21 protein-coding genes are annotated in these 16,931 nt (G+C 72.2%); 11 read left to right on the top strand and 10 right to left on the bottom strand.

Annotated features, from left to right (window positions below):
- The first annotated feature begins 77 nt into the window (after positions 1 to 77).
- Positions 78 to 476: a hypothetical protein gene (locus tag ABT369_RS29970; RefSeq protein ID WP_350616942.1), complete on the top strand. Its 399-nt coding sequence runs from the start codon at positions 78 to 80 to the stop codon at positions 474 to 476.
- Positions 477 to 528: 52 nt separating this feature from the next.
- On the opposite strand, the gene ABT369_RS29965 is transcribed toward ABT369_RS29970, so the two are convergent.
- Together ABT369_RS29965 and ABT369_RS29960 are read right to left on the bottom strand one after the other, a co-directional pair.
- The gene (locus ABT369_RS29965; RefSeq protein ID WP_350616940.1) at positions 529 to 696 is read right to left on the bottom strand and encodes a hypothetical protein; all 168 of its coding nucleotides are present in this window, start codon (positions 694 to 696) and stop codon (positions 529 to 531) included.
- Positions 693 to 1,154, bottom strand: coding sequence for a hypothetical protein (locus tag ABT369_RS29960; protein ID WP_350616938.1), 462 nt, complete (start codon positions 1,152 to 1,154; stop codon positions 693 to 695). Before ABT369_RS29960 ends, ABT369_RS29965 begins: the two co-directional genes overlap by 4 nt.
- A 414-nt stretch (positions 1,155 to 1,568) precedes the next feature.
- Between ABT369_RS29960 and ABT369_RS29955 the strand changes: the two genes are divergently transcribed.
- The 3 genes from ABT369_RS29955 to ABT369_RS29945 all read left to right on the top strand — a co-directional run bounded on the left by ABT369_RS29955 (position 1,569) and on the right by ABT369_RS29945 (position 3,851).
- Complete coding sequence (locus tag ABT369_RS29955; protein WP_350616936.1) at positions 1,569 to 2,585, top strand: endonuclease/exonuclease/phosphatase family protein; 1,017 nt, start codon at positions 1,569 to 1,571, stop codon at positions 2,583 to 2,585.
- A 302-nt stretch (positions 2,586 to 2,887) separates the two neighbouring features.
- Complete coding sequence (locus ABT369_RS29950) at positions 2,888 to 3,214, top strand: hypothetical protein (protein ID WP_350616934.1); 327 nt, start codon at positions 2,888 to 2,890, stop codon at positions 3,212 to 3,214.
- Positions 3,215 to 3,242: 28 nt separating this feature from the next.
- Complete coding sequence (locus ABT369_RS29945) at positions 3,243 to 3,851, top strand: hypothetical protein (RefSeq protein ID WP_350616932.1); 609 nt, start codon at positions 3,243 to 3,245, stop codon at positions 3,849 to 3,851.
- A gap of 84 nt (positions 3,852 to 3,935) precedes the next feature.
- Here the strand turns inward: ABT369_RS29945 and ABT369_RS29940 are convergent, their stop codons facing one another.
- The 5 genes from ABT369_RS29940 to ABT369_RS29920 form a co-directional block, all read right to left on the bottom strand.
- Positions 3,936 to 4,079 (bottom strand): hypothetical protein, encoded by a 144-nt coding sequence (locus ABT369_RS29940; protein ID WP_350616930.1) that lies wholly within the window; start codon positions 4,077 to 4,079, stop codon positions 3,936 to 3,938.
- Positions 4,080 to 4,787, bottom strand: coding sequence for a hypothetical protein (locus ABT369_RS29935; protein WP_350616928.1), 708 nt, complete (start codon positions 4,785 to 4,787; stop codon positions 4,080 to 4,082).
- Positions 4,788 to 4,952: 165 nt separating this feature from the next.
- Complete coding sequence (locus ABT369_RS29930; RefSeq protein ID WP_350616927.1) at positions 4,953 to 7,049, bottom strand: ThuA domain-containing protein; 2,097 nt, start codon at positions 7,047 to 7,049, stop codon at positions 4,953 to 4,955.
- A gap of 447 nt (positions 7,050 to 7,496) precedes the next feature.
- On the bottom strand, positions 7,497 to 7,979 hold the full coding sequence (locus ABT369_RS29925) for a pyridoxamine 5'-phosphate oxidase family protein (RefSeq protein ID WP_350616925.1): 483 nt from the start codon (positions 7,977 to 7,979) through the stop codon (positions 7,497 to 7,499).
- Positions 7,980 to 8,088: 109 nt separating this feature from the next.
- Positions 8,089 to 9,153 (bottom strand): helix-turn-helix transcriptional regulator, encoded by a 1,065-nt coding sequence (locus tag ABT369_RS29920; RefSeq protein ID WP_350616923.1) that lies wholly within the window; start codon positions 9,151 to 9,153, stop codon positions 8,089 to 8,091.
- A gap of 3 nt (positions 9,154 to 9,156) precedes the next feature.
- Here ABT369_RS29920 and ABT369_RS29915 point away from each other — a divergent pair, with 3 nt between their 5' ends.
- From ABT369_RS29915 to ABT369_RS29900, 4 genes are all read left to right on the top strand, one after another.
- A complete protein-coding gene (locus tag ABT369_RS29915) occupies positions 9,157 to 9,555 on the top strand; it encodes a VOC family protein (protein WP_350616922.1) in 399 nt (132 codons plus the stop codon).
- Between the two features lie 366 nt (positions 9,556 to 9,921).
- Positions 9,922 to 10,680 carry a cell shape-determining protein MreB gene (locus ABT369_RS29910; RefSeq protein WP_350616921.1) on the top strand — a complete coding sequence of 253 codons (759 nt, stop codon included), beginning with the start codon at positions 9,922 to 9,924 and terminating at the stop codon, positions 10,678 to 10,680.
- A gap of 57 nt (positions 10,681 to 10,737) precedes the next feature.
- Positions 10,738 to 11,067 (top strand): TraR/DksA family transcriptional regulator, encoded by a 330-nt coding sequence (locus tag ABT369_RS29905; protein WP_350616919.1) that lies wholly within the window; start codon positions 10,738 to 10,740, stop codon positions 11,065 to 11,067.
- A gap of 106 nt (positions 11,068 to 11,173) precedes the next feature.
- Positions 11,174 to 12,373 carry a PucR family transcriptional regulator gene (locus ABT369_RS29900; protein WP_350616918.1) on the top strand — a complete coding sequence of 400 codons (1,200 nt, stop codon included), beginning with the start codon at positions 11,174 to 11,176 and terminating at the stop codon, positions 12,371 to 12,373.
- Between the two features lie 27 nt (positions 12,374 to 12,400).
- Here ABT369_RS29900 and ABT369_RS29895 read toward each other — a convergent pair whose 3' ends face one another.
- A complete protein-coding gene (locus ABT369_RS29895; RefSeq protein ID WP_350616917.1) occupies positions 12,401 to 13,360 on the bottom strand; it encodes a GlxA family transcriptional regulator in 960 nt (319 codons plus the stop codon).
- Positions 13,361 to 13,442: 82 nt separating this feature from the next.
- Here ABT369_RS29895 and ABT369_RS29890 point away from each other — a divergent pair, with 82 nt between their 5' ends.
- From ABT369_RS29890 to ABT369_RS29880, 3 genes are all read left to right on the top strand, one after another.
- On the top strand, positions 13,443 to 13,652 hold the full coding sequence (locus ABT369_RS29890) for a hypothetical protein (protein WP_350616915.1): 210 nt from the start codon (positions 13,443 to 13,445) through the stop codon (positions 13,650 to 13,652).
- Positions 13,649 to 14,269: a hypothetical protein gene (locus tag ABT369_RS29885; protein ID WP_350616914.1), complete on the top strand. Its 621-nt coding sequence runs from the start codon at positions 13,649 to 13,651 to the stop codon at positions 14,267 to 14,269. The genes ABT369_RS29890 and ABT369_RS29885 overlap by 4 nt, the downstream gene beginning before the upstream one ends.
- A 67-nt stretch (positions 14,270 to 14,336) precedes the next feature.
- Positions 14,337 to 15,110, top strand: coding sequence for an SAM-dependent methyltransferase (locus tag ABT369_RS29880; protein WP_350616913.1), 774 nt, complete (start codon positions 14,337 to 14,339; stop codon positions 15,108 to 15,110).
- A gap of 273 nt (positions 15,111 to 15,383) precedes the next feature.
- Here the strand turns inward: ABT369_RS29880 and ABT369_RS29875 are convergent, their stop codons facing one another.
- Entirely contained in the window at positions 15,384 to 15,917 is a 534-nt protein-coding gene (locus ABT369_RS29875; RefSeq protein WP_350616912.1) for a fascin domain-containing protein, read from the bottom strand.
- A 139-nt stretch (positions 15,918 to 16,056) separates the two neighbouring features.
- Positions 16,057 to 16,926, bottom strand: a complete 870-nt coding sequence (locus ABT369_RS29870; RefSeq protein ID WP_350616911.1) for an alpha/beta fold hydrolase — start codon at positions 16,924 to 16,926, stop codon at positions 16,057 to 16,059.
- Positions 16,927 to 16,931: the final 5 nt, after the last annotated feature.

The following is a 16,931-nucleotide window of genomic DNA, read 5'->3' as shown; positions in this document are numbered from 1 at the left end:
AGTGCTCCAGGTTCACCACCCAATCATGCGTGACCAGGCGATATCGTCGGCCGGTGTCGTCACCTCGCCCGGCCACCGTGACCGCCGCCGCCCTGTCGCTGGCGGTGTGCGCGGCGCTGCAACTCACGCTCTTCGTGCTGCTGGCCGCCAGCAGCAAGGGTGACAGCTACGTGACGAGTGTGGGGTACACCGTCACGTTCTGGGGATTCGTGGGCTTCGCCGCCGCCGCATCCTGGGTCTGGCGGGGTCTGCGCGGCGCACGCGTGATGACCTGGCTCGTCGCGTCGATCGCCGCACCGGCGTGCGGCGCGTTCGACTATGCGTTGGTCGGGTTCGTGACGTCCGGCAACGCCGGGCTCGCGATCGTGTTCGGTCTGTCGACGCTGGCCCTGGTGCTGGGATTGGTCTTCCTGCTGGTGCCGTCGTCGAATGCCCACTTCCGGGCGATCGACCGGTCGGGCCGGTCACGGGCATAGCCTTCATCCGGTGTCGGCCGGGCACACCCGCTGCGCCGGTGAGGCCCGCGGGTCACCACTGGACCTGGCGGCATTCGGCGGGGCGCATGACACTCGAGTGGATCTCGAGATCGGCGCTGCCGCGGTCCAGGATGACCCGGACGCACGAACCGATCAGGATCCGGTTGCGCGGCCGCGGCGCGGGCTCGTCTTCGTTCCCGTGGTCGATCGACACGGTCACGTTGATAACACAGGGCTGCTGGTGCCGGAGATTGACCAGGGTGCACCTGCCGCCAGCCGGGAAGTCGAACCGTGCGGCAGGGCTATACATTGACTAATTGAAATGTATCCAGGGGGCGGTGCTGGCGGGGCAACGGTACCGGGCGGTGCGCCCGGTACCACGGTCGCTGACAGGCTGACGCTTTTCTGCGACGGTGACAGGTTGTCGCGGCCGGCCGGTGGCAGCTGGTACCTGAATGCGCGGCTGGCCGCGTCGTAGCGCATCTGCGCGGTCCCGGAGTAGTGCTCGCCCCCGTCGTACTGCAGCGTCACCGCCAGGTCGGCGAGCCGGTAGCTGCCGGCATCCAACTCGACGAAGACCTCCGGCCGCTGCGGTGGCTGCGGCGGGTCGCACGCATACGGGCCGATGGCGTCCGGCACGGCCCGGATCGACCGGACGGTCGCCGCCGTCACCGTCACCGGTGCGGACGTGGAGGCAGCGGCGGCCGTTGCCGACGTCGCGGGGCGCGTTGTGGTCGACGGGGGTGCACCCGTTGTGCCTGGCGTCCTCGGCGCCGGCGCCGGCTGCGCTTGCGGGGTGCACGCACCGAGCACGAGCACCAGCGCGACCAGTCCCGCAGCCGCACCATACCGACCGGCGGGCGTCATCACGTGCCTCGACACGGGACGAGACTAGCGGCAGCGGCGGACCGCCGCTGCCCCTGCCCGGCCGCGGTGATCGGCGGCCGCAGCGAGTTGGCGATCGGGCGGTGCGCGCGGGCGGCGGCATTTCCTTGCCCGGAAGTTGTAGTGGCGTGCGGGACACGATGCGAGAGCGGCCTGCTGACCGCGAGTTATCGTGGCCGACTTGCCCATTCCCCTACGCTTAGCGGGATGATCAGTGCCGAGGAGTCTCTGCCGCGCGCGGTGCCCGCTGCGACCCTACGGCGGCGCCGGTGGCTGACCGTGCTGCTGTGGCTGCTGATCGCGCCGTTGGCGGTATGGGCGGCGGCGCGGGTGTTCGGTCTGGAGAGCGGCTACCCGACCATTCAGCTCATCGCCTTCACCCCGTACGTCGCGGTGGTCTCGTTGGTGCCGCTGGCGCTCGCGGTGCTGACGAAACGGATCTGGCCGGCGGTCGCGGCGGTGGGGGTGGCGGTCGCGTTCGCCGCGTGCGTCCTACCGCGCTGGATCGCCGACACCGATGCCGGGGTTCCGGCAGGGCCGACGCTGCGGGTGATGACCGTCAACATGCTCTACGGCCAGGCCGAACCCGACCAGATCGTGCGTCTCGTCCGCGACGGCGCCGTCGACCTGCTCGCCGTGCAGGAATACACCGCGGAAGGGCGTGCCGCACTGCGTGCGGCCGGGCTGGAGGAGATACTGCCCGACGCGGTCGCCTTTCCGCGGGCCGACGCGGGCGGGTCGGCCGTCTACAGCCGGTTCCCGCTCGCGGAACAGGGATACCGACAGCTCGCCGGCGGCTTCATGCAGGCGCACGCCAGAGTGCGCGTGCCCGGCGCCCCGGAGGTGTACGTCGAGTCGGCGCATCCGTGTGCTCCGATGGGCCGTGCCTCGGACGCCTGTTGGCTGGCCGATCTCGCGGCGCAGCCGGCGGCGACCCCGAGCGGGCCGGTCAACCTGCTCATGGGCGACTTCAACTCGACCCTTGACCACAAGGCGTTCCGCGGGGTGGTGGCGAAGGGGTACCACGACGCCGCCGACCTCGCCGGTGCCGGGCTCTCCCCGTCGTGGCCCTACGACAACCGGTGGTACTTCCCGAGCGTGACGCTCGACCACATCCTCGCCGACAAGCGTGTCGGAGTGCGGAAGGTCGTGATCTATCGTGTCGCGGGGAGCGACCACCGGGCCGTGTTCGCCGAACTGGTGCTTCCGAAGGCCGGCGGCTGACCCGTTCGGAGACGTCAGGCCGGAAAGGACGACGCCGCACCCCGCGGGTCCACGATCCCGTCGCGGAAGGTGCCGGCAGTGCGTCCGCCCTCTGCCCGGAAACAGCGGCCACGGGTGACAGGCGTTGGCCGTCACCCGTGGCCCTGCCGACTCCGGCACGACGACGAAGTCGACGCTGCCGCGGTGCATGGGCCAGCCGGCGTTCACCTGGCCGGGTCCGCTGACGTCGCCCGCCGTGGTGTGGAGTGGATGCGCGGCCTGGCGTGGGCGGTCGGCGGGGCGCCGTGCCGCACAATGGACGGGTGGATCTGCAGGCACTCGTCGCGGCGATGAACGACCCCCGGCCCGAGGAGCGGGCCTGGGCTGCGCTGGTGATCGACGAAGCGGTCCTCGCCCGGCTGATCCGTGCTGCCGAGCACCCGCGCGCTTTCGACCATGCGTGCCGCACGCCGCCCGGCCGCTGGCCGCATCCGGGCACGCCGCACGATGCGCTGATCACTGCGGTCTGTGCACGGGTGAGCGACTTCCGGCGCCTGCTGGAGGCCGCCCTCGCCGCTGTCGAGCTGCGCGACTTCTCGTTCGCGCCGTACCTGCGGGTCGCGTTCCCGGCAGGCGCTCACGGCCCGTGACGACGTCTGGGCCGAAGGGGCGCGAGCGGTGTTCTCGGCGGCCGGCCTGCCCCACGACCGCCACCGCTGGCAACAGATCCGGATGCCCGAGGATCCACTCGACGTCTACAGTTCGGCGAGGATCCTGGTCACCGACAACTACACCCGATTGATCCGCCGGTCCCCGCGCTCGTGGATCGGCGTGGAGCGCACCGACCCCCGCCTCCCCGCGATGGTCCTCGAGGGCCTGCGGCGTGACGGGCTGCGGGCCGAGGTGCAGGGCCCGTTGCGGATCGCGGTGACCGGCGGCCCCGACGTGCCACAGTTCGACGCGGAAGACCTCGTCACCGGCGCCATTCCCCGCCCGGAGCGCCACTTCGGCCTGCGCTGGGCCGCGGCGTTCAGCCTGTGGGTCACCGTCGACCAGTGGGACGACGGCGTCGCGTACCGGCAACGGTTCTTCGATGGCGTACCGGTGGCGCCCCGTGAAACGCTCGGCCCCACCGACCGCGACAACGGCTTCCACATCGTTTTCGACCTCGACGAGGAATGGCTGCCACCCAACACCTCACTCACCGGCACGCAAGGGCTCCGACCACACCTCCTCACAACACAATCGGACGCCATGGAGAAAAGCTCGGACCGTGATGGGCCGTGAGGACCTGCAGGGCTGAGACAGAGCGTCTCGACACCTGCATATCAAGCAGATCCGCGCACCGAACATCCAGCTGGTCCGTCACGGTCAGTAGCGCGCGATGATGCGTTCGCGGGTGGTGATGGTCGCGGCGAGCAGCATCTCGTCCGTGCGCATCTCGGTGTCGTGGTCGCCAGTTCCGTGACGGGTGGCGCCGGTGTATGCGTCGACGAGCGCCCTCGGCCGGAACACTCAGGCCGGGCCGCAGGCCTTGCGATCGTCCGGGACGGTGATGTCGAGTTCGGCGTGCAATGCGCTGATGTGTAGCGAGAACGCGACCCCGCTGCACTGGTACCGCGCGACCAGCCCGTTCGCGGCCACATGGATATTGTTCGCCAGCCACTGGACCGCGCCGCCGACCGCCGGGTCGTTGCCGGGGAGGGCGGCATTGCCACACAGCTTCAGGTAGCCGATTTCGACCGGGGTCAGTGGGGTCGTCCCGGTCGAGTTGGCCTCGCACCGGACCGAGTACACGACCTGGTGGGCATGCTCGACGGTGAGCCGTCCGGCGGCGGTGCCGGGCTGGTCGGTGAGCATCGGCATGCTGAGCGTGTGCGTGCCCGAGTTGTTGGCCCACTCGGGGCCCGCGGTGAAACTCTGCGCCTCCATCAGCTGATCGAGCGTGACCGGCAGCCGCCGAGCCGGGTCACACCCGTAGTCGTGCAGGTCCAAACAGGACGACCGGCTCGGGGCCGGCGACCGCGGCGCAGCGTCCTCGGCCGCCCGCTCAGCCTCCGCTTGATGGCCGGAGTACACCTGGAAGCCGATGAAGACCGCGGCGAACGCGAGCACCACGAACGCCACGGCAACGGCGACGAGCAGGATGGGAAAGGGCCGCCCGCCCGGAAGCGGCTCGTCGTCGTCGTTGTCGCCGTTTTCGATGATCTCCGGTTCCGCCACGGTGCAGTTCATATCACGGCCGCCGCTGCCGTGATGTCCCCGCGGCGGGGCCGTGCAAGCGGCGCCAACGACCACCGGGCTTGACGCCCGCGAGGCTCTCGGAGGCGTCAGGCCCGGCGTGCGCGTCCGCCGCCGGCCCACGCGGTGGGCCGGCGGCGGCACGGGTCAGGAGTTCTTCAGGGACGACATCCAGCTCCGCAGCTGGCGGACCTGGCGGTCGAGCTCGCCGCGCGCCTCGCTGGTGCCCGCGGCGGGCGAACCGGCGATCGCCGTGATCTTGTTGAGCGACGTGCCGGCGGCGTTGTAGTCCTGCCGCAGGTAGGCCGCCTGGGCGTTGTCGAGCAGCGCGGCGGCAGCCGTGGCGGACTCCGGCGTCAGGGCGCCGGAGGCGATGAACGTACGGGTCTGCCGGAAGGTCGAGCAGTTGGCGTCGCTCTGCCCGGCCGTCCAGTTGATGCCGGCCAGCAGGATCTGGGTGAACGGGTCGCGGCTGTACTGCGCCCGGTCGTGGCCGAGGATGAGCGAGAACTCGCGGCCGCCGTCGTACTCCTGGCACCACGCGATCGGGTGGTCGCCGCCCATGAGCGGCAGCGGGTTGGTCGCGGCGTTGCCGCTGTTGAGGCTGCGGCGGTACGACTCTTCGTCGAGACTCAGCAGCGTGTGGACCTCGGCCCGCGGGTTGTGGTCGAAGTTGTACAGCTCGTCGATGGTCAGCCAGGTCTTCGGCAGGTGCGCGGTGGCCGCGTTCGTGCTGTCCTCGGTGTTGACCCGCACGTTGATGCAGCTGCCACAGGTGCCTTCGCCGTTCTGCCCGCCCGGGTGGTTGGTGAACCACGCGCCGACCAGGTCGCGGTACCAGGGGACGTTGTGGATCGCGTCGGACGCGCCGTGCAGCGCGACGTAGCCGCCGCCGGCCCGGATGTACTCCTGGAACGCGGCCAATTCGGCGGCGTTGAGCGCGTCCGCGCTCGCCGGGCTGTTCGCGTTGGTCCCGTCGACCGGCGAGGAGAAGATGATGGTCTTGTACTTCGCGAGGTCGGCACCCGAGGTGAACGGCGTGCTCGCCAGTGACGCCGGGGCGAGCCGCGGGTCCCAGATGTCGACGTCGAATCCGTGCTGCTGACCCCACTGCTGCACGAGCAGTGCGGTGTCCGGGATGTGATCGTGCCGGAAGCCCTTGGTGGCCGAGAAGTACAGGATCCGGAACTTGGCCCCGGGGAAGTTGGTCGACGCCGCGAGCGGAACGACGGGCGCGATCGGGTCAGGCCCCGCGACGGGCGTGACGATCATGCCGGTCTCCGGATCGCCCGGCAGCTCGCCGGCGACCTGCTGCTGCAGGTAGCGGGCATCGCCGACGAGCGTGTCCCGGACCTGGCCGGACTGCGACCCGCCCTGGGCGGCGGCGACGAACTGGTTGAGGGCTCGCTTCGCCTGGTTGGCGTTGCCCGCCCCGGCGAGGCTCGCCGCCTCGGTCAGCTTGGCGTGCAGGCCGGCCGCGAGGCCGGCATCGATCGAGCCGTCGCTCGCGAAGCCGTCGATGAGGGTGCCGAGCTCGCCGAACGACGTGGTCACCACGAACGTCTGGTCGAACCGGGCGGCGTTGCCGGCCGCGTCGCTGGCCACCACGCTGATCGTGTGGGCGCCCGTCGACAGGGTCGCGGTGCGCAGCGGCAGCGGGGTCGTCTCGGTCTGGTCGATCCACATCTTCTGGATGAAGACGCCGCCGGAGCCGGGAGCGGGATCCGTCCGGGTCGGGATCAGCGTGGCGGTGTGGCCGACCTTGCCGGCGACGATGCCGGGCCAGCTGACGACCGGGGCGACGGTGTCGATCCGGACGGTGATGGTGCGGGTCGTCTCGACCGAGTTGTCACCGCTGACGGCGCGGTACCCGACCGTCGTGGAGCCTTCCTGCGTGATCTTCACCGACCCGGCCAGCGCGCCGGGGTACGGGGCGCCGGCGGCCACCGCGGTCTGGAAGGGTGCCGTGTTGCCGAGGCGGTATTCCAGGCGCTGTACGCCGCCGACCCCATCGGTCGCGGACAGGTTCAGCGTGACCGGACCTCGGTACCAGCTGTTGGTGCCGGTTGCGACAGCCGGGGTGAGCGTGGCCGGCGCGCTGGCCGGCGCGGCCCATGCCGATGAGGCGAGGACGAGCGACCCGGCTGAGATGGACGCGACCGGTAGGGCGACGGCGACCAGGCAGCGGACCAGACGACGACCAGGGTCTCTGGCCACGAGGGCGGTCGGAGGGTGACTGGACATGCACTTCCTTCCAGTTCCGTGTTGGGACGCGAAGGCAGGCCTCGACGAGCGAGGCGCGCGCGGCGAGCGGCGGACCCAACGTCGGACGGGGGTCAGGGTGTTGCCGGCTCGCCGGTCGCGTCGCTGCTTCGAAGCGTCCCGGGGGTGTGGGGGCTGGAGAACGATGACCTTGAACGCTCGGTCGGCAGAATCGTAGCCCAGAACAAAAGTAATTAGTAATTGTTTCTAACTTTCATTCTTTCGGGCAAAAGTTCTCGCCATATTCAAAACGCCAGGTGGCTGTTCCTACGCGAAGTCGCGCCAGGTCGGAGGCGTGCCGGCACGGCGAGGCGGGCGAGGCCGGGGATGCCGGGCCTCGCCCGCCGTTTCCGGCGCCGCCGGTGCGATAGGGCTAAGGTCGCGCACGTCATCGGTGCGCGCCGCGGGGAGGGCTACGTCGCCGACGCCCTACCGCGCATGCGGCAGGCCGTACTTGTCGGACCACGCCCGTTTCAGGTCGTCCTCGTTCCAGTGCCCGAACGTGTAGGCGGGCGATTCCACCGGCAGCGCCCGGTCAACCTGGATCAGCACTGCCTCGTGACAGGGATAGTCGGGGCCGTGGGTGTCCAGGACCCACTGGCGGGACGATGCGTACACGGGGTCGCCCTCGCCGCGCAGCTCGGCGCTTCCCCTGAAGCGATAGCCACGCCTCAGGAGAAAGTCGACCACGTTCACCTCGAGCCGAGGGTCGCGCCGCAGGTTCGCCACCGTCGTGGGCGAGGCCATGTTCATGAACACCAGATGATCATCGTCGTAGACGCGCAGGGAGCCTTTCGGAGAGAGGTTCGGGAAGCCGTCCTCGCAGACCGTCGCCACGAACGCGAGCCTCGCGCTGTCGATGATCTTCCGCATGTCCTCCGTGATGATGCCCACCGCTGCCCAGCCCTTCATGCCGCACCTGCGTGTCCGCGCTGCGGTACCCACATTTTCGGGGATCCCGCCACTTCTCACCCTGGGCACGCGGGAAGGGCCGCGGGCTGAGCGGATCGCGGCTACCCGATCACCTCGATCCCCAGGCGGCGATCGCCTCCTGCGCAGACGCTGCGGCCGCACATCCGGCGATGCGGTCCGTCCACGCGCGCACGATGTCGCGCAGTTGCGCAGGCTCCCGCACGACGAAGGGCAGTCCCAGCCCGGCCAGCACGCCGGGAACCCAGTCGAGTCGCTCGGCCCGCAGCCGGACGAGAACCCAGTCCGGCCCGTCGCCGGCATCGGGTTCGACGCTGGCGATTCCGTGCGGCAGACGCGCCCGTACCTCGTCGGTGGTGCCCCGCACGGCGACGGTGACCTGATGCCGCCACGGCGCGCCGGCCAGGCTCGTCAGGACCACGTCGGCGGGCTGGAAGCCCTCGGGCACCGCGAAGGTACCGTGCGCGATTCGTACCTCCACGATGCGGTCGAGCCGGAAGGTGCGCAGTTCGCTGGACGCGGAGTCGGTGCCGGTCACGTACCAGCGCCCGGAGTGCGTCACCAGCCCGTAGGGATGCACGGTGCGCTCGCTGCGGCGTCCGGTGCGGTCGATGTAGCCGATGACCGCGGGCCGGTACTGTCGCGTCGCTTCCGCCAGCCGCAGCATGACCGAGGCCTCCGGCGTCGGCACCTCACGCTCCGGTGCGGTGAAGTCCGTGGTCGCCAACAGCGCATCGAGCCGGGAGGCCAGCGCCTTGGGCAGCACCCTGCGCACCTTCGCGGCTGCCGTTGCGGCCGCTTCCCGCGATGTCGGCACCAGGCCGGCTCGGCGGCCCGCCACCAGGCCGAGCAGGACGGCAAGTGCTTCCTCATCGGTCAGCATCAGCGGTGGCATCCGGAATCCGGGCGCCAGCCGGTACCCGCCGTAGCGGCCGCGTACGGATTCGAGCGGCACTTCCAGATCAAGCAGGTGCTCGGCGTAGCGGCGCACGGTGCGCTCGTCGACGCCGAGGCGTTCGGCCAGGCCGGAAACGGTGTGCGTGCCGCCGGCCTGGAGGATCTCGAGGAGGGCGAGCACCCGTGCGGTCGGCCGTGTCATGGTCGGATTCTTCCGCAATACCGGGCGGATCGTGCCCGGTATCGGGCCTAGCGTCACCTCATGAGATTCGCGTCAATCCGCATCATCACCGACCAGGTCGGCCGTCTCGCCGAGTTCTACGAGCAGGTCACGGGCCAGACCGCCCGCCGGTACACGCCTGACTTCGCTGAGATCGTCCTGCCGGGGGCGACGCTGGCGATCGGCGGCACCGCAACGGTCAAGCTCTTCGGCGAAGGCTCGGCCGAGCCGGCCGCCAACCGGACGGCAATCATCGAGTTCCGCGTGGACGATGTCGACGCCGAGTTCGCCCGGCTGCGCGACATGATCGGCGAGTTCGTGCAACACCCGACGACAATGCCGTGGGGCAACCGATCACTGCTGTTCCGCGACCCCGACGGAACGCTGGTCAACCTGTTCACACCGGTCAGCGCCGAGGCGATCGCCCGGCAGCAGCACTAGACCGTCGTGCCCGCCGTCCCCGGGCGCTTGAGCAACGCCCGGGGACGGCTGCCCCATGCGGGTGACTTTGCCGGTCGTCGGCAATCGCGGCGCCGCGAGGTTGCCGACCGCGGCCCGTGCGTTCCGGCGGCCGGGCGCCGATGCTGGAGGTTCATTCTGGTACGGCGCACGGGGGTGGTGACGATGACGACTGGCGTGACTGCATGCCGCCGGGCCGCCGTCGCCCCGCCGCGACAGCCGGGCGGCCACCGCCCGCCGGCCGGCTCCAGGGCCTGACGCCGCCGCCGTCGAGCCGTCGCTGCTCGGTCCCGGCCCCGCCGTCATCCGGAAATCTCCACCGCATTCGCGTGTCCGAAGGGAGCGCTCGTGTTCACCACACTCGAAAAGCCGGCCGAGCCCACGGCCGTGGGTGTCGACCTCGGCAGCGCCGGCACCCGGATCTGGGCATCCGGCTGCGGTACCGTGCACGTCGCCAACCCCGCCGCGCGGGGATCGGGCCCGGTCGTCCGCGGCCGGATCACCGAGCCGGAGACGATGCGGGTCCTGCTGTCGGGCCTCCTGGACGATCCGCGCCGACCGTTCCCGCCCGGTGCCGTCGTCGTGGCCTGCCGGCCCGTGGGCGGCGACGCCGGCGTGGAGCCGGCCCTGCGCGAGGTGATGACGACCGTCTTCGCGCCGCAACGGCTGCTGCTCATCGACACGGTGCGCGCCGCCGCGATCGGCTCCGGCGTCGCCCCCGGCCCGCTGCTGATCGCCGACGTGGGCGCGCACCTGACCGAGGTCGCCGTGCTCGCGGGCGGCGTGACCATCGCGGCCCACCGGCGCGACGTCGGGCTGCACGACCGCACCGGCGGCACGGACCCCGACGCGGCGATCGTCGCCGCCGTCAGCGATCTCATCGGCCAGGTGCGCCGGTCGCGGCACCGGCCCGAGGCCGTCGCGGCGGCGGTGCGCGGCGGCCTGCTGCTGGTCGGCGGCGGCGCGTCCCGCCCGGGGCTGGGCGCCCGCATCGCCGGTGCCGCCGGCATCGCGGTGCGCCGTCCCCCGGCACCGCAGCTGACGGCCGTGCGGGGCGCGGGCCTGGCCGCGCTCAGCGCGATGCGCCGAAGCGCCCCGCGGCCCTGACCGGCCCGTGCGCGACCGTCGCACCGAGGCACCACATCACCGAGCAAAGGACGAGACATGAGCGTTGACATCGATGCGACCGAGCGGGACCGGCTCGCCGAGGTGCGCGCGGCGCTGACCGCGGACCTCGCGGCGCAGACGACCCGGCTGGAGGAGCTGACGGAGATCTCCGCGGACACCGGCGACCCCGGCGAGGCGCTCAACCAGGAGGCGCTGGCGGCCGCCGCCCGGGTGCAGATCGAGCGGATCACCAGCGCGCTGCGGCGGATCGCCGAGGGCAGCTACGGCCGGTGCGAGCACTGCGACACCACGATCCCGGCCGAGCGGCTCGCGATCCTGCCCCACGCCCGGTACTGCGTGCCGTGCCAGCAACGCCGCAACGGCTGACCCGCCTGCGGTCTACACTGCCGGTGACCGGCAATCGAGGCGGCTCTTGCCGGCGGGGGAGGTGAGCGGGGGCGTGGCCGGCACCAGCCGGCGGCGACAGTCCGCCGTGACCGAGCCCCAGCCGGCCTGGCTGGCCGAGGTGGCCACGGCCGCCTCCGCCGACGCCGGCGGCGTTCCGGTCGGGTTGCTCGGCGACTACCTGCCGATGCTGGCCGACGCGGCGGTCAGTGGACGCCGGCCCAGGCGCGCCGAGCTCGACGCCGTGGGCCGGCTCGGCAGGCAGGCCGCCGAGCAGGGCATCTCCGCCGGGCGGGTGGTGCAGCTGTACCTGTCGGCGGCGCAGCGGCTCTGGCAGGACCTGCCCATGGTGGCGCGCTCCCGCGACAGCGAGTTCGTGCGCGCCGCCGCCGCGGCCGTGCTGCACGTCGTCGACGACGCGGTCGCCACCCTCGCCGACGGCTACGCGGTCGCGCGCCGGGACCTGATCCGCCGGGAGGAGACGCTGCGCCGCGAGCTCGTCGACGACCTGCTGCGCGGCGACTCCGATCTCGGCAGCCTCGTCCAGCGGGCCGAGCCGTTCGGGCTCGATCTCGCCCGGGTGCATCAGGTCGCGCTCGCCGCACCGGTCCGGCGGCTGCCCGACACGGACGCGGCGATCAGCGCCCTCGAGGCGGTCATCTTCGACCGGCTCGGCGACCGCGACGTCCTGGTCGCCACCAAGGAGGGCCTGCTCGTCGTCCTCGCCCCGGCCGAGGCCACGGCAGCCGGCCGCACCGCGCCCGCCGGCCAGGAGGACGACCTCGGCCGCCTGGTGCACGGCGAGCTCGACCGCCTGCGGCACGGACGGCCCTGGCGGGTCGCGGTCGGCCGTCCGCACCCCGGCCTGTACGGCATCGCCCGCTCCTACGAGGAGGCTCGCGAGGCGCTGACCATGGCCGGGCGCCTGCACACCGACAAGAGCGTCATCACCGCCCATGACCTGCTGGTCTACCGGGTGCTGCTGCGCGACCAGCCGGCCATGGTCGACCTTGTCGTCGCCGTGCTCAGCCCGCTCGAACGGGCCCGCGCCGGCGCGGGCCCGCTGCTGGACACGCTGGACGCCTACTTCGCCGCCGGCGCCGTGGCCACCGAGGCGGCGAGACGGCTGCGGGTGTCGGTGCGCACGGTGACGTACCGCCTGGACCGGATCAGGACCCTGACCGGCTATGACGCGACCGATCCCGCCCATCGGTTCACCCTGCAGGCCGCGGTGCTCGGCGCGAAGGTCCTCAACTGGCCCGCCGAGCCGCTGCCGGGCACCGCGTAACCACCGTCCGGCACCGCGGGCCGCGCATCAGCCGGAGAAGGCCTTGCGGTAGTCGCGCGGCGGCACACCGCGGCGGCGGACGAACTGCTCGCGCAGCGTCGCGGCGGTGCCGAAGCCGACGCGGCGGGCGACCTCCTCGATCGACAGGTCGGCCGTCTCCAGCAGCTCCTCCGCGCGGTGCAGCCGCAGGCTGAGCACCCACGCGTGCGGCGTCGAGCCGGTGGCGGCCGCGAAGCGCCGGGCGAAGGAGCGCTGGCTCATCAGCGCCCGGCCGGCCAGCGTCTGCACGGTCAGCGGCCGGTCGAGGTTGTCGCGGGCCCACGCGAGCACCCCGGCCAGCCGCTCGTCGTCGCAGTCGACCGGCACCGGCGCCGTCACGTACTGCGCCTGCCCGCCATCGCGGTGCGGCGGCACGACCATGTCCCGGGCGATCTCGTTGGCCACCGCGGCGCCGTACTCGCGGCGCAGCAGATACAGGCACATGTCGACCCCGGCCGCGCCGCCCGCGCCGGTGACGATGCGGCCCTCGTCGACATAGAGCACCTCCGGCAGCACCGTGACGGCCGGAAACCGCTCGGCCATGGCCGGGGCCCACCGCCAGTGCGTGGTCGCCCGCCGCCCGTCCAGCAGCCCGGCCGCGGCCAGCACGTAGGAGCCGGTGCAGTAGCCGGCGACGGTCGCGCCCCGCTCGTACGCCGTCCGGATCGCCGCCAGCGCCTCCGGGGACGGCTCGAGCTCGAAGGCGTCCCAGGAGGTCACGAGCACGAGGTCGGCGCGCGCGAGCCGGTCCAGGCCGTGCTCGATGACCACCTGGAGCCCGCTGTCCGTCCGCACCGGGCCGGGCCGGTCGGCGCAGACGGCGAAGTCGAACCCGGGGCTGCCCCGATGCCGCCGGTCGAAGCCGAAGATCTCGCTGACGATGCCGATGCCCAGCGCGCCGGTGCCGTCGGCCACATACGAGGCAACGCTCGTGAATGGGGTACCCACGCCACCCATGATGGCAGAAATCCTGCGATCCTCTGCAGGTCTGCCACTGTTGGCCGGCGGCGGCCGGGCGCAGGCTGGGGCCATGTTCGTCATCGACTGCCCCGCCCACCGATCCCGCATGCTGCTCTCCGAGCGCCGCATCCGCAGCCTGCGCAACACCGACACCGGCGTCGTGCTCGACCTCGAGTGCTACTGCGGCCACGTCGAACGAATACGGACCGGCCGCGCCGCCGGCATGGCCGGTACCGTGACGCCCGGCGGTGCCGCGTACGAGGCTGCGGGAGCGGGATGACGAAGGTGACGGGCACGACCCTCGTGAACGCGATGCTGGAGGCGGCTGCCGGGGAGCTGGCGGATCTCGGGGTGCGGCGCGAGGGTCGTGCCCTGGTCGTCGACGGTGAGCGGGGAGACCGGCTCACGGTCCTGGCCGACCGGCGTGCCGCCCCGGCGGGCACGGCCTCGTTCCACACCGAGGTGCAGCGCTACCTGCTGCCGTTCACCGCCTCGAACCGGCGCGAGCCGCTCTCCGCGGTCCGCGGCACCCCGTACCGCGACGGGGAGGCGTTCCTGTGGGACCGCGTCCTGGCGCCGAACGCGTGGCCGCCCGGGATCTGGGGCGTGACGGCGGAGACCCTGGACACGCGCACCGCCGAGTTCGTCGCGGCGCTGCGGCCGGCGTTGGTCGGCACGTGGCTACCGCTCCTGCCCCGGGCCGCGCTGCACGCGGCGCTGCGCGACACCTCCAAGCCGCTGCCGGCGCACGACGGTGGCCGGCGCATCGGCGAGCTCATGTGCGTGATCGAGGACGCCACGCCCGCCGATCGGGAGCGGCTGGCCGATTTCCTCGAGGGGCGCGGCGATGCGGAGCTCGCGGCCTGGGTCCGGATCGCCTTCGACCAGAGACTCTGAACTGTCAGGTCGGCGGGGTGAGCAAAGGGATTGCATGCCTGCGTGTGACCAGCTTGGATCGGTACCCGTGGCGATCTTCGATGATCTTGTCCGCCCGGATCGGTATCCGCGCTCGTCCCGGTACGACCCGGCCTGGCTGCTCGACCTGGACATGGGGCCGAACCCGTTGTGGCTGCTGGAGGACCTGGCCCGGGATCTTGACCTGCGCCCGGGCATGCGGGTCCTGGACCTGGGCTCCGGCAAGGGAGCGACGTCCGTGTTCCTGGCCCGTGAGTACGGCGTCGAGGTCGTGGCGGCCGATTGGTGGATCGCGCCGGATGAGGCAGCGGCCGTGTTCGCTGACGCCGGCGTTTCCGGCCAGGTGACCGCCGTGCGGGCCGAGGCGCACAACCTGCCGTTCGGGAAAGGCAGCTTCGACGCCATCGTGAGCATCGACGCATTCGAGTATTTCGGCACCTCTGACTGGTACCTGCCATACCTCGTGGGGTTCCTGCGGCCTGGCGGCCAGCTCGGCGTGGCGACACCGGGAATGACCCGGGAGGTCCGGGAACTCGGGGCGATCCCGGAGCGCCTCAAGGAACTGTTCGGCTGGGAGCCGATCGCCTGGCACACCGCCGAGTGGTGGCGCTTTCAGTGGGAAGTCACCGAACTCGTGACCGTCACATCGGCACGACTGCAGGAAGATGGCTGGCGGGACTGGCTGCTATGGACACAGGCGGTGGCCGAGCACACAGGCGACTGGACTGGCCTGCCACACAGTCGCCAGGCGGTGATCGACCTGCTCGCCGCCGACGCCGGCGAGTTCCTCTCCTTCGCGATCGTGACAGCGAGGAAGAACTGACGAGCAAGCCGCCCCGGCCGGTACCGTCGCCCGGTGACCCCGCTGACCGCCGACACCGTGCTCGAAACGCTCGCCGCGTTCCCGGACCCGCCCGGGCCGATCTACGACCACGAGCTGCGGATGCGCTGGCCGCCGCGCCGGACGTGACCACCGCGCACATCGTCGCCCGCCACGCCGCCGCTGCCTTGGCCCGCAGCCCGGCCCGCAACGACGACCCGAAGGGAGCCCTCCGGGTCGCCGAGGCGTGCTTCCAGGCGTCCGAGCCGGTCAGGCTCAGACGTTGCAGGTGAAGGTGAACGCGGTGTCCGGGATGATCAGGTTCGCGCGGTTGGAGTCGAACACCTTCGTGGTGCGGTTGCCGCCGTTGAGCGCGGCCAGGAAGTGGTTGTCCCAGGTGCGGATGCCGACGTCACCGGTGGCGAGCGTGACCGTCGCGAACTGCTCCCAGGTGCCGATCCGGGTCGCGTCGGTGTGCAGGACGTCGGGGACGTTGACGGTGCTCAGGCCGCCGCCGTTGACCGCCGTCACGTAGTTGCCCGACCAGGTGCGCAGGGCGAAGTGGCCGAACAGGTCGCCCATCGGGACCTTCGTGAACCGCTCGAAGGGCCCGGGGACGCTCACGTTGGTGTGCATGGTGTCCGTGATCCGGCCGCCGCCGCCGACCGCGGTGACGTAATGTCGGTCCGCGGTCTGGATGTAGCAGGTGAACGGGTCCGTCGCGTGGGCGGCGGACGGCGCCACGAGCGTCGCCGCCACGGCCGCGGCGACGGAGACGGCCACGCCGAGCAGCTTGCCGCGAAACCTCATCGGTCCTCCTCATGGGCGCCGCAGTGGCGCCCTCGACCGATACGCGTTCCAAGCCGTGCCATCGCCGCGATCTGTCCGATTCCCGGCAGGCCCTGGACGGCCGGGTCCGCGTCAGCCCCAGAGGTAGAGGCCGGCCATGTCACCAGTGCGCGGCTTCGAGGAGGTCGTCGAGGATCGCCGCGGCGCCGTGGACCAGGGACAGGTGGCCCGCCTCCGGGTCGAGGTGGGCCCGCGCGCCGGGGATGTGCGCGGCGAGCCAGGCGCCGTGCGCCGGCGGCACCATGCGATCCTGGCCGCCCTGCCACACCCGGACCGGCGTGGCGATGGCGTAGAGGTCGAAGCCCCACGGGCGCACGAACGCGAGGTCGTCGTCGCGCCAGCCGGCCGTACCACTGGAAACGGCCGAACGAAATCCGGCGGCGACGGACTCGGCGAACTCGCCGGTGAGCGCGGCCGCGTCGACCGGCGGGGCGAGGCCGCCCAGCGCCGCGGTGACCTCGGACCCGGTCACCTTCGCCAGGGCGGACGCCTCGCGGCCGAGGTACGCGTCGAGCGTCTCGGGCCCGGCGATGGCCGCGCCGAACTCGACGATGTTCTCCGTGCCCATGCCGGCCATCCAGTCGAGGCCGGTCGCGTCGTGCGGCGCGACGCCGGCCAGGGTCGCCGCGGCGGCACACCGGTCCGGCAGCAGCGCCGCGCAGGCGAGGGCGTGCGGGCCGCCGCCGGACCAGCCGAGGGTGACGAACTCGTCGTGCCCGAGCCGGTCCAGCACCTGCGCCACGTCCCCGGCCACGTCGGCCACCCGCCGGCCCGGCCGCGGCGTGGAGCCCGCGTAGCCGGGCCGCCCGCAGACGATCGTGCGCAGGCCGCGCTCGGCGGCCGGTTCGGTCAGCGACGGTACCGTTCGAGGCCCCGACGGCGTCCCGAGGTGCAGGACGAACGCGCGCCCGTCCCGCGGCCCGGCCACGGCGATCTCCAGCGATCGCCCGTCCGCCAACTCGATGAGCACCCCGT

Origin of the sequence: Dactylosporangium sp. NPDC000244 (genome assembly GCF_040300725.1) — a bacterium.
Classification (GTDB): Bacteria; Actinomycetota; Actinomycetes; order Mycobacteriales; family Micromonosporaceae; genus Dactylosporangium.
This window is presented reverse-complemented; position numbering and strand designations above follow the sequence as displayed.